The following is a 12,301-nucleotide window of genomic DNA, read 5'->3' on the forward strand; positions in this document are numbered from 1 at the left end:
CCGTCAGGGCAACCCCAGGCTATCCGGATTCCGACGTGTACCAGACCAGCGCCGTACCCACGCTCTCCCGGGATGACCACGGTGGATTCCGAGATGCCGGGCGTACGAGGCCAGGGCCTTGGACGTGACGGCTGCCAGCAAGGTGAGCGCTGCCAGGACCCGCGACATGATCGCAGAGGCCTCGCCACCCGGCGGCTTCGACTCTGAGCGACCTCGTACACGGCGGCCGTGGCCGTCGTGCAGACCGCGACAGTACACAACAACAGAGTGATGCCTTTGGGCCGGCTGCTTTGGGAAGGCCAGTACAGGCATGCCCCACGCCGGTAGAGGGGCGCTGTGCTGCGGTAGGAGCACTACATGCCGCAGCGCCACCCTCCGCCTAGTCGGCAGCCCGCGGCATGTACCGGGGGCTAGGCGGGGGTTGGCGCGGTGGCCACCCAACTACCCATCTGGAGCGACGGCTTGGCTCTAGGCTGTGAACTCAGTCCATAGAGGGGGGCCGCGATGGCAGATCAGGTGGTGTCGTACGCGCTGGACGACGAGACGGTCGTCCGGTTCGAGATCGAGCCGACGGACGAGTTCCACCAAGTCGGCACCGCGGAGATCGTGGGCCAGGTCCGCGAAGCCGTACGGCCGGCCGTGGAAGCCGCCCGCACGGTACTTGAACAGGCCGCGGCGCTCCGCCCCACGGAGGTCCAGGTGAAATTCGGGATCAAGGTCAGCGGGACGGCCAACTGGTTCGTCGCCAAGGCCTCGACGGACGCGAACTTCGAGGTGTCGATGGTGTGGCGTCCAGCGGCGACGGACGGAGCATGAGCCTCGATGAACGCCGCTGCCGGTTCGGGCCCGCGCCCAGGCACCGATGCCTGGGTGGCCGCAGTGCACGGCACGGAGCACGACGAGAAGGCACTGGGTTCCGGCTTCCTCATCGACGACCACCGGGTGCTGACCTGTGCGCATGTCGCCTGCCCCAGGTGGGAGAAGACGCGTGAGCTGTGGGTGGCGTTCCCCAAGTCGGACCAGTTCATGGACCGGCGCTTCCGGGTACGGGACGTGTTCGCGCCGGACGCCCCGACAAAGCGCCGCGCGCAGGACGTGGCCGTCCTCGTACTCGCGGAGCCGGTCTCCGGTGAGCCGGCGGCGCGGCTGCGGCGGCCAACGCCGTCCGCCCTCGTAGGCGAGGCGTGGTGGGCGTTTGGGTTTCCTGACGGCGACCTGTTCGGCAATTCCTCGGACGGGACGGTCGGAGAGTCGCTCGCCTACGGGTGGGTGCGACTCGACACGGCCTCGCGCTATCCCGTCAAACCCGGCTACAGCGGCGCTGCGTTGTGGTCACCGACGTACCAGTCGGTCGTGGGTCTGGTCGGGCAGGCCAGTGGCTCGGGTGATGCCCGGGCCTTCACGCTCCATCAGGCCGACAGGTGTCTGCCGGACCAGAAGATCGCGCTGCTCGCCGACTGGTCGGCCGAGGCGGCGGGCGAAACAGCGCTCGCGGCGTGGGGCTGGACGCTGGACGACGACCCGGAGGCCGGTCGGCACTGGAAGCCGCGCGCCCGCGGCGTGAGCACGGACGCCGAACAGGGCTTCCGGTTCCGGGGGCGCACCGCCGCGCTCACCGAGATCATCGACTGGATGACCTGCGCTGCCGCGCCACGCAAAGTCCTGATGGTGACCGGGTCTCCCGGCGTGGGCAAGTCCGCGGTGCTCGGGCGTGTGGTCACCTCGGCGGATTCCGGTATCGCCGCGTCGCTACCGGCGGACGACGACGCCCTGCGTGCCCCCATCGGCTCGGTCTCCTGCGCCGTGCACGCCAAGGGAAAGACTGCTCTCGAGGTGGCCGAGGAGATCGCCACTGCGGCATCGGCCGCGCCGCCCGAGCACGCGAGCGACCTGGCCTCCGTGCTACGGGCCGCGCTGTCGGAGCGGCCCACCTCCGCGCACACGCCCTTCATCGTGGTCATCGACGCCCTCGACGAGGCCACCAGCGCGCAGCAGGCCCGCCTGATCGCACGGCACATCGCCATCCCGCTGGCCGAGACCTGCGCGGATCTCCATGTCAGGGTGGTGGTCGGCAGTCGCCACAGGGACGATGCCGGCAGTTTGCTCGACCCGTTCGGCACTGCGGTCCGCGTCATCGACCTCGACGCTCCCGAGTTCTTCGCCGCCGCGGACCTCGCCGCGTACACGATGGCCACGCTCCAACTCTTGGGCGACGAGCGGCCCGACAACCCCTACGGCGACGAGCACACCGCACGCCCGGTCGCTGCCCGCATTGCTGAACTCGCCGACGCGAACTTCCTCGTGGCCGGGCTCACCGCGCGCACTCACGGCCTGCACGACGCCCACGCGGTCGCGCCCGCTGACATCGCCTTCACGCCCACAGTCGCCGCGGCACTACAGGAATACCTCGCACGGCTGCCTACCGTGGACGGCGCTCCGGCGGCCGATGCACTGGGCGTCCTGGCTTACGCCGAGGCACCGGGGCTCCCGCTGCCGTTGTGGAGCGCCGCGGTGAAACAACTCACGGGCCACCACCTCACCGAGGACCGACTCCAGTCCCTGGCACGCTCGTCAGCCGCGAACTTCCTCATCGAAACCGGCGTCAACGACCAGAATACGGGCGTGTTCCGGCTCTTCCACCAGGCCCTCAACGACGCGCTGCGGAAAAATCGCGGCTCGACCGTGGCCGACGAGCGCGCCCTCACGCGCTCCTTCATCGCTTACGGCCGGCAGCTCGGCTGGGACCGCGCGCCCGCGTACCTGCTGCGCTCGCTGCCCCGGCACGCCGTCCGCGGCCGTGTCATCGACGAGCTGCTTGGGGAGGCGGAATACGCGCTCCACGCAGATCTGCGGCGCCTCATCCCGGCGAGCGGTTCGGCGTTCTCCGGGGCGGCCAGGGAACGCGCCCAGCTCCTGCGCCGGACGCCCCAGGCCATCGACTGCGACCCCGCCCGGCGCGCGGCCCTCTTCAGCGTGACCGAGACGCAGGACGGGCTCGGACAGGTCTATGGGCCCCTGGCGGCGAAAGGGCCGTACCGAGCCGAGTGGGCGGCAGTCGCCCCGCGTGCCGAAGAGGCGGTCCTTGAGGGCCACAGCGCCGAGATCCGCTCTGTGTGCGCCCTCGGCCGCGGGTCCCACACTCTCCTCGCCAGCGCCTCCGGCGACGGGACCGTTCGGCTTTGGGACCCGGTCACCGCCCGGACGGTACGACGCCTCACACCCAAGTTCGGCCGCATCAGGGCGATGTGCGGCCTGATCGTTGACGGACAGACCTACCTCGCTCTCGCCGCGGACAGCGACGTCTGGCTGTGGAACGAGTCCCGGCAGTGCGCCGCGGGACACCTGAGCGGCCACCTCAGCTCGATACGCGACATGTGCGCGTTCGACACGGCCGACGGCCCTCGCCTCGCCACCGCGAGCGCGGACGGAACGGTCCGTGTCTGGGATCCCTCCGCCGGACAGTGCACCGCGGTCCTTTCGGGGCACAGCGGCTATGTCGAGAGTGTGTGCGCGGTGGCGGTCGGCGACGGAACCCTCCTGGCGTCGGGCGGGGACGAAGAGGACGGCTCCATTGTTCTCTGGCGTTCCGACACCGGCGAACGTGTCCGTGTCCTCGAGGGACACGAGGGTTCCGTCGTCGCCCTGTGCGCCGTGGAGGTGGCAAAGCACATCCTGTTGGCAAGTCTGGGCGAGGACAAGACCGTTCGGCTGTGGGAACCGGCCAGCGGCTGGTGCGTAGGTACGCTCCCTGGTGAGGATCTGGCCGTCACGCTGCACGCCGTCACGGTCGAGGGACACTCACTACTTGCCAGCACGAGCGGCGACCTGGTCCGGCTGCTGGACCCGGAGACCGGCCGGATCGCCATCACCCTCCAAGGCCACTCCGACTCCGTGGACTCCCTCTGTGTCCTGCGCGTCAACGGCCGAGACCTGCTCGCCAGTGGTGGCGCCGACCACACCGTGCGGCTGTGGGACCCGGCCGCGCCGCGCGCCAGTCGTGTGAGCGCGATCCGCGCCCTCTCCCGGGCCTACGGCAGCGACGGTACGCTCGTCGCCGCCGGCGGTGACGACGGCGTCACCGAGCTGCGCGATCCCGACTCCGGCGCCGTCGTCGGCGCGTTGAAGGGCAACAGCGACTGGGTACGCGCTCTGTGCTCCCTACGCCACCTCGACCGCCCGTACCTCGCCGGGTGCGGTGACGACGGAGCCGTGTGGCTGTGGGACACCACGGACGCCTTGCCCCGGTCCCGGCGCCCGGGTCTCAAACCCGCATACACCGTGTGTTCCGTGCACGTCGGCGACCGAACGCTCCTGGCCGTGGGCCACACAGACGGTAGCGCACGGCTTTGGGACCCACTCACCGACGAGACCGCGCATTTCTCCCGCTTCCACAGCGGCATCTACGCGATGTGTCCCGTGGAAATCGCCGGGCAACCGTACGTCGCAACGGCCACGGACGGGCTGGACGGCGCGGTCTGGATGTGGGACGCGGTCTCTGGTCAACGCCACAAATTGGTTGCCGCAACCGAGACTCTTGCGATGTGCGCGCTGCCCGTGGCTGGGCGGACCGCGCTCGCCACCGCGCACGCGCACGGAGGGGTGTGCCTGTGGGACGCCGAGCGGGGCCAACTCGTCGGAGACCTCTCGGGCCACACGGGAGCGGTCAACGCAGTGAGCGTGGTCGGTGACGGAGGGCACCTCCTCGCCACCGCCGGCAGCGACCGGACCGTGCGCCTGTGGGACGTGGCGGACCGGGCGCTGGTCGAGGAGATTCCCGTACATCATCCCGCGCTTGCCGTCACATGGGTGGCGCAGCGGCTGATCGTCGGGCTCGACCACGGGCTGCTGGCACTTGCGCTGGGGGATGTGGGCCGCTACACCGTCGACGGGTGAGCCGGGGCACAAGGGGACCCAGAAGCGGCACTTCCCTTCCCAGGTCACACGGCCCACAGCGAACCTCTGGCGCAGAGCGGCAGAGCACTCCACCCAACAGTGCCCGGCGGTGCACAACCCGCCCACGCTGCGCCCTGCTGCGCACGGTGGGGTGCGGGTGTGTTGGGTACGGCCGGATTTCAGACCTACGGTCGGCACCCTCGTCACGCAAGGAACGACAGTCGTGGCTTGCACGAACGCAGTGTCTCCTGCGTTGCCGCGCTGATCGCCGCGTCCGCGGCCCGGCACCTGCCCACGGGGAGCTATGGACCGTCCTAAAATGGAACAAATTATCCATCGATGATCGAGGGTAACGTGTCGGCCAACGGTGTGGCACCGAACTTGTACCCGTTCGGCGCCGCAAGTGTCGGCGAAGCGCCCGAGCGCGACGACGCGCTGGTCAGTGCCATCGTCGGTGCCGTGGAGCTGACCGGAGCGCACACCGGAAGCGTGTTTCTGCTCTCCGGCGACCACCGCTCGCTCGTAGTGGCCGCGTCGTGCGGGTCGCCGCCCTCCCTGCTCAGCGGGTGGCGTCGGATCCCGGTGAACAGCGGTCTGCCAGTGGCGGAGGCGTACCGCTCCGGGCGCATGGTCCATCTGGCCGGCGCGGAGGAGACGATGCGGCGCTTCCCGCAGCTCTCGGTCGCCCTGCCCTACCCGTTCGGTTCCGCATCGGTCCCCGTACGGGCGGGCGAGCGGACGTTCGGCACCATGGCCGTGGTGTGGACGGCCAGGCCGGACGGGACAGGGCTGTCGAGGGCGCAGCGCCGGAAGCTGCGCTCCGCCGCCGACCGGCTGGGCACCACCCTCGCCGGACTGCGGGCCCGCGGCGCGCTCGGTGAGTACGACGAACGGACGGCTCCGGTAGTAGTCCCGCTGCCATCCGCTCCGGTGATCCGGGTGGGTCTGTTCGACTGGAATCTCGGCACCGGAGCCCTCACGGCCGACGACGAGCTGTGCGCGATCTTCGGAATGCCGCCCCGCGAGTTCGACGGACGGGCGGCCACCCTGGCGGCCATGATCGAGCCCGCGGATCTGCCCGGCTTCCGGTCCGCCGCCCGTGCCGCGGTCCAGGAACGCCACGTACTGGCACACTGCCTGCGCATCCGGGACGGCCGCGGAGGCCACCACACCGTCGAGCTGTGGGGCAGGGTGCCCGAGAGCCCTGACGACCTTCAGGCCTCGGCCCATCTGGTCGGCGCCGTACTCGACTCCGGGAGCCGCATGGCCGCCGTGGCGGCGATCGAGCGGCTCGCGGACGGCTTCTTCGCGCTCTCGCCCGACGGACGCGTCGCCTACGCCAACCACAGCATGGAGGATCTGCTGCGGGTCCGCCAGGACGAACTGCTCGGCCGACGCCCCTGGGACGTCCTGCCCTGGCTGGCCGACCCCGTGTACGAGGACCGCTACCGGGCCGCCCTGATCTCCCAGCAACCGGTCTCCTTCCTGGTCCGCCGCCCACCGGCCACATGGCTGGTCTTCTCCCTCCACCCGGGCGCTCAGGGCATGACGGGGTGGGCGGCACCCGCGCGACAGCCAGTACCGGCCGACACCGGACCCGGGGCAACCCTCGCGGAAGGGGGGCCGCCCGCCTCCTGGTCGCCTCCGCCCGCGGCCCCGCGCGTGGGTTCCCTCTACCGGGTGCTCACGCTGGGCAGCGCGCTCACCGAGGCGGTCACCGCGCACGAGGTGTTCGAGGCCGTCGCCGAGCAGCTGCTGCCCGCTTTCGGCGGTCAGAAGCTGGCGATCGCCGTGGTGGAGGAGCGGCGCCTGCGCCTGCTCGATCAGCGCGGCTACTCGAAGCGCTTTCTCGCCCGGTTCGAAGGCACTCCGCTGCATGCCCGGCTGCCCGTGACGGACGCGCTGACCACCGGGGCCCCGCTGTTCGTCGAGTCCCGTGAGGAGCTTCTCGAGACGTACCCCGGGATCATGGTCAGTCAGTCCAACTCCTGGGCGTTCCTGCCCTTGATCGCCTCGAACCGCCCGGTCGGCGTATGCCTGCTCGGCTTCGACGACGTCCACCGATTTCCCGACGAGGAGCGCGGCGTCCTCACCGCACTGGGCGGCCTGATCGCCCAGGCCCTGGAACGCGCCAGGCTCTACGACGCCGAATTCGCCCTCGCCCGCGGCCTGCAGAACGCGCTGCTGCCGCATCGACTGCCCACACTGCCGGGCCTCGATGTCACCGGGCGCTATCTTCCGGGCACCCGAGGCATGGACATCGGCGGCGACTGGTACGACGTCATCCCCACCGGCGACGAGGTCGCACTGATCGTCGGGGACGTCGAGGGACACAACGTCGCCGCCGCGGCCGCCATGGGCCAGCTGCGAAGCGCGGTGCGGGCCTTCGCCACCGCCGGCCACCGGCCGAGCGACGTCGTCGCCAACACCAACCGGCTCCACATGGACCTCGACCCTGCGCTCCTCGCAAGCTGCTGCTACGCCCGCCTCCGTCCTCGCTCGGGGGTCGTGCGCATCGTCCGTGCCGGCCACCCCCTGCCCTTGCTGCGCCTGCCCGACGGCCGGGCCGAAGTCCTGGATGTGCCCGGCGGCCCGCTGCTCGGCATCGACCCAGCGGCACACTTTCCGGAGTCGGAGCTGCGCCTCGTACCCGGGTCGGTCCTGGCCCTGTACACGGACGGACTGATCGAAAGGCGTGACTCGGACATCGATTCCGACATCGACCGGCTCCGGGCGTCACTGGCCCGCATGGGCGGGGGCCGCCTGGAGGATCTGGCCGACGCGCTGCTGCGGAACGCCCGCCGTTCCGCCGACCGGGCGGACGACATCGCCCTCCTGCTCACCGAGTACGCCCCGCCACCGCAGACGGCGACATAGCCGGCGTCCGCACACGCCGGCTCCGGCCCGCCGCCGTGAGGCAGCAACCCCGCTGTCCCCTGCCCAGCTCTTCCGGTACGCCCCCCTGGTAACTCGACGGGTCCCAGGTCCTGGCACTGTCCCTGTCGGCGGCCGTAGTGATGTGGAAGGGGGTCGCATATCCGCTGGCCGACGGCCGGAGAAGGCTCGGTCGAACGCGTCGACGGGCTGCCGGCGCTGCGGGGACAGCAGCTCGGGCACGCTGGCCGCCTGGTGCTCTGCTCGCTGGACGCCGCCGCAGGCCAGGACGGCCGGGCCGCCGGCCGGGGCCGTGGTGGGCGGTGTTCCGCCAGCTTCGTCACCGGTGTGGGCGCCATGCTCCTCGGAGATGGCGCCGCCTCACTCGTCGACCCGCGAACCCGCGGCGCTTCGCCCACACCGACCGGGACGGCGGACGCGGCGGGACCGGCCGGCCCGGCACAGGCGGCGCGGCACAGGCGGCGCGGCACAGGCGGCGCGGCGCAGGCCCGTGCGGGGACAGCGGCAGGCACGGAGCAGGACAGCCTGCTGACCGTCGCCGGGCTGACCGTGCGGGCCGGGGACCGGAAACTCGTCGACGACGTGTCGTTCACCATCGGGGCCGGCCAGATCGTCGGCCTCGTCGGGGAGTCGGGCTGGGGCAAGTCCACCATCGCCATGGCGATCGCGGGCCTGCTCCCCGAGGGCGTGCGGGCGAACGCGTCGCACCTCGCCCTCGGCGACCTCGACCTGCTCGGAACACCGTCGGAGCGACGCCTCGCGACCGAGATCGGCATCGTCCACCAGGACCCGATCGGCACGTTCAACCCCGCGCTGAGGCTCGGCTCCCACCGCCCAGCCGCAGCCGGGGAACGCCTCGGACGGGTGCGGCCTGCACCGGCCCGGCCGGGACCGCGGACCCGGCGCTCACAGCGCCGCCCCCGCGAGTACCGCGTCGTCCGGACGCCGCTCATACCAGCGGAATCGGGGCGCGACTCGCTCGGGTGGACGCCGCGCTCACCCGCCGGTCCCGGCAAAAGGGGCGCACTCGAAGATCGCCCAGCGTGACGTTGAGGCTGGCCGTCAACGACGCACCCGGGGCAAGGAATGCCGACTGCTGGATGAGCTTGGTCGTCTGCGTGTGCGCGTTCGTCATGGCCGAGCTGCCGGTGTTCTTGAGGTAGTGCATCTCGTCCGTGTCATGCCCATAGGCGGCGGCGCTGTTGGCGGGGAGGTTGAACGAGACGTCGATCTCGCGTTCGCTGATGACGACGGCCGCCCGGCACGGGTCGGGGTTGGTGAACGTCGTCGTGAACGTGGCGACGGTGGTTTCCTGCGCTGCGGGCACGGTGCGGTTGTTGTAGTTGCGTGTCTCGGTGAACGACTGGAACGTAGCCCGGCCACGCGGCTCCCCTCGCAGTACCCCATCGGTGCCGCAGACGATGACGCCGCCCGCATCCTCCGGGGTGCAGGCGTACGGCCACGTGCCCGTGGCGACCGTGAGGGGGGCGCTTCCGGACCCGTCACCGGTCAGGCCACACCCCGTGGACACGGTCGCCGCGCCAGTTGGCACGAACAGCCCACCGTCCGGCCCGAGCGCGAGGTTATTGCCTGCCTGGTCGGAGATGTCTGCGGCGATGACGCCGGTCGCCGGGTCGTAGTCGATACCGTCCCCAGCCGACAGGCAGGCACGGAATCTCCGCACTCACCACGTACGGGTTTGCGGCCGAACCCGAGCCGGTGACCGTTACGTTGTCGCCCGCGACGACTGAACACGTTCCCCACCGTCCTCGGGGGTTGTTCTTGGCCCGGCCCACAACCAGCGGCGTCCCGTACGAGTCTACGGGCCCGCCCTGGGCGGTCAGCCGTACAGCTCGATGATCACGATGCCGCCGCCTTCCTGTCCGGCAACCGAGCCGCCATAGGACAGGCCGCCGCCAGCACCCGCGCCGAAGCCGCGCGGCGCAGTGCCCGCGCCTTCGCTCGCACGGGCATACCCGCCATGCCCCATGAACGACTCGCCGCCCGCGCCGGAGATGCCGTTCGTGCCGTTGAGGCGGATCGCGCCGCCGCCCGCACCGCCGCCGTGCGCGAACTGTCTCCGCCCGGCGAGCGGTCCGATCGCACCGGTCGAGACGTCCGGCACCGTCGCAGAGTCCTGGATCGCGTGCCCGCCGTCGCCTCCGTTGGCGAGCACGAAGCCACCGAGGGAACTCGACCCACCCGCGCCGCCACTCTCCGCCGTCGTGCCCGCCTCGCCACCCGCGCCCACGACGATGGTCTCCACCGCGCCGAGCGCGGAAGCCTCGATCAGCGACTCGGAGTAGCCGCCACCCGCACCGCACGGCCGCACGATGCACTGGTTAGCCGCCGCGTTCGCACCGGCCGAACCTCCCCCGCCGCCCTGGACCTTTACCCGCACGCGGGCCAGCCAGGGAAAGTCGGCTTTCTCGAACTGGTACGTGCCCGGGTCGTTGAAGGTGCGCACCTGGCGCAGGCCCTGACGCCCGGAATCAGGCAGAGCTCGCCGTCGGAGTTGACGTTGAAGTAGTCCGAGCACAGCACGCAGACTGAGGCCACAGTTCACCCCTCGGGGAGTACGGCGGCCCGGCCCACAACCAGCGACTGGCAGAAGGGTACTGGTGGCCCCATCGCCCAGCCGACGTGAACCCCATCAGTTGATACCGCACTGCTTCATGCCCGTGTACTTCGCGAGATCGTTGAGGCCCTTCCGCCCTCGGTGTCCTGACGGCTTCCGGCCGATGAGCTCTTTAAGAAGCCTGCGCGCATCTTCCCCATACTCCAGGTCGCCCATGGAGGAGCGCACCCAATAGACGCCCTTGGCGTCCGTGAAGCTAAGCCCCAGCGGAGTCGGGCTGCCCTCGTCCTCGGCGCCCTCAGGGACGACCTGTTCCGAGACTGACCGGTAGAAGTCCACCTGCGTGCAGGGCGGAATTGAAATAGTGAACGTGTAAACCTTGTCGTAGTACTCGAAATACATCTCCGAATTGGAGATTGCGTCCCAAGAACGGTTGCCAACTACGTCGGTGCAATGACCCCCTAGGCAATACTTCTGCCCCCACATGGTGACCATGGACGCCTGCTTTCGCTTCTGCGCTTCTGCGTCCTCTTCGGACTGCTCAAGTTGATCGTCAGCAATCAGCACACCGTAGAACGTGCCGATACCTGTGAAGATCAGGCCCGCTGCGGCGAAGAACACACCCGACGCCGCGGCAATTTTCGTCCAGTCTCGGCGTAACTCCCCCCTGGAGGTAGAAACCTCGGAGTCCGGCGTGGGGGCGCGTCGGCTGCGACGGCCAGCAGTCATCCGTGCACGCACGCGCACTCGTCGAGTCATGCAAACCCCCTGTTGAAGCCCTCAGTTCAGAGAGCGTAGGGGACCAGAGACAGCCCTGCTGGGTGAGCTTCGATCTTCACCCATCGAACGGGAATCCAGACTCCGTACACGGTCTTAGGCTGTGTTACTTGGCGTCTCCCTGGGAGGACGCGGCGACCTCCCAATGCTGGACAACGTCGATTGTGCCTTTTCATCGATGAGATGGGTCACCAAGTGCTGCGCTGCCCCAAAGAGGATGGCCCAAGCCAGAATTTGTATCGGTGTGTCGAGTGCGCTCAGCCCGGGAAGGAAAGCGCCCCTTATGAAGATGATGCCCACAAAGGCTGATAGAGCACCTAGGGGGAACTTTAGCGTGGCTGCCGCCAGAGGCAGAGCGTAGGGGGAAGTGTGATCATCTTGCACTCTTCGTATAGCCGCAATTGTTGTCAATGCGGCCCCCACAAGCCCAGCTAGCTCGACTGACAGAACATCCAGAGGATCGGCGTAGTCGTCGGCGAAACGCTTGGGCCCAATTAGCTCCTCTCCTGTGGGACAGACGATCACTCCATCCAAATCATCCGGAGTCTCAGCGTTCGCATCCGGCGTCGCGTCGGCGTTCGAATCCGGCGTGTCGCCGTTGATCAAGTCACGCTCTTCCGGGTGTTCGAAGCAAAGACTTAGGGTCTGCGGATCGAGCCAGCCCCAAATGGCGACAGCTGCGGCCCCCATGAAAGTGAACAGACTCCCCAGCCATAGAACGTTAGCGAGTATTCGAACTCGCCTCGTCCTTGCATCGAGCGCCGAGTAGGATATTCCGAGTGCGTGAATTACGGCGACTCGATCTTGGGGGGATATTTTTCGCGCCCTGTCCCCTATGATTCGCTTCAAGGACTTTTCTGCTTCAATTCTTTGCGGGCTTTCCTCTTGGATGTAGCGCCTCACCATAGCCTTGATGAGGCCACAATAGGCTCTCAGTTCATCGTCCGAACTTAGAGCGAGTAGGTTCACTTCCGCGGCTCGCACATTGGCCCAAATTCTTTCCAGCCTATTGGCCTTCTTGAACCATTTAAACCACCGGCGCCCTTCAGTACAGGCGGATTCTGCGATCATTAGATGCTTCTTGGCGCCAGCGATGAGATTCTTCCGGTCGCAGTCTTCTTTTTCCTCTTTCCTGCTGCGGCCGGGGCAGGCTGGGCG

At 69.1% G+C, this 12,301-nt stretch carries 8 protein-coding genes; 4 read left to right on the plus strand and 4 right to left on the minus strand.

Translation table 11 applies throughout. The features are described 5' to 3' along the window. Window positions 1–504 precede the first annotated feature (504 nt). From ACFY5C_RS11670 to ACFY5C_RS11685, 4 genes are all read left to right on the plus strand, one after another. Window positions 505–816 (plus strand): CU044_2847 family protein, encoded by a 312-nt coding sequence (locus ACFY5C_RS11670; protein ID WP_389443297.1) that lies wholly within the window; start codon window positions 505–507, stop codon window positions 814–816. 6 nt (window positions 817–822) lie between these two features. Beyond that, the gene (locus tag ACFY5C_RS11675) at window positions 823–4,893 is read left to right on the plus strand and encodes a trypsin-like peptidase domain-containing protein (RefSeq protein WP_389443299.1); all 4,071 of its coding nucleotides are present in this window, start codon (window positions 823–825) and stop codon (window positions 4,891–4,893) included. A gap of 339 nt (window positions 4,894–5,232) precedes the next feature. Continuing rightward, window positions 5,233–7,770 (plus strand): SpoIIE family protein phosphatase, encoded by a 2,538-nt coding sequence (locus ACFY5C_RS11680; protein ID WP_389443301.1) that lies wholly within the window; start codon window positions 5,233–5,235, stop codon window positions 7,768–7,770. A gap of 354 nt (window positions 7,771–8,124) precedes the next feature. After that, window positions 8,125–8,835 carry an ATP-binding cassette domain-containing protein gene (locus ACFY5C_RS11685; protein WP_389443303.1) on the plus strand — a complete coding sequence of 237 codons (711 nt, stop codon included), beginning with the start codon at window positions 8,125–8,127 and terminating at the stop codon, window positions 8,833–8,835. On the opposite strand, the gene ACFY5C_RS11690 is transcribed toward ACFY5C_RS11685, so the two are convergent. The 4 genes from ACFY5C_RS11690 to ACFY5C_RS11705 all read right to left on the minus strand — a co-directional run bounded on the left by ACFY5C_RS11690 (window position 8,738) and on the right by ACFY5C_RS11705 (window position 12,214). Beyond that, window positions 8,738–9,472 (minus strand): hypothetical protein, encoded by a 735-nt coding sequence (locus ACFY5C_RS11690; protein WP_389443305.1) that lies wholly within the window; start codon window positions 9,470–9,472, stop codon window positions 8,738–8,740. The genes ACFY5C_RS11685 and ACFY5C_RS11690 overlap by 98 nt on opposite strands. A 156-nt stretch (window positions 9,473–9,628) precedes the next feature. Beyond that, on the minus strand, window positions 9,629–10,255 hold the full coding sequence (locus ACFY5C_RS11695) for a hypothetical protein (RefSeq protein ID WP_389443307.1): 627 nt from the start codon (window positions 10,253–10,255) through the stop codon (window positions 9,629–9,631). Window positions 10,256–10,441: 186 nt separating this feature from the next. Beyond that, complete coding sequence (locus tag ACFY5C_RS11700; RefSeq protein WP_389443309.1) at window positions 10,442–11,125, minus strand: hypothetical protein; 684 nt, start codon at window positions 11,123–11,125, stop codon at window positions 10,442–10,444. Window positions 11,126–11,239: 114 nt separating this feature from the next. Beyond that, a complete protein-coding gene (locus ACFY5C_RS11705) occupies window positions 11,240–12,214 on the minus strand; it encodes a hypothetical protein (protein ID WP_389443311.1) in 975 nt (324 codons plus the stop codon). Window positions 12,215–12,301: the final 87 nt, after the last annotated feature.

It is taken from the genome of Streptomyces sp. NPDC012935 (assembly GCF_042900345.1).
Lineage (GTDB): Bacteria > Actinomycetota > Actinomycetes > Streptomycetales > Streptomycetaceae > Streptomyces.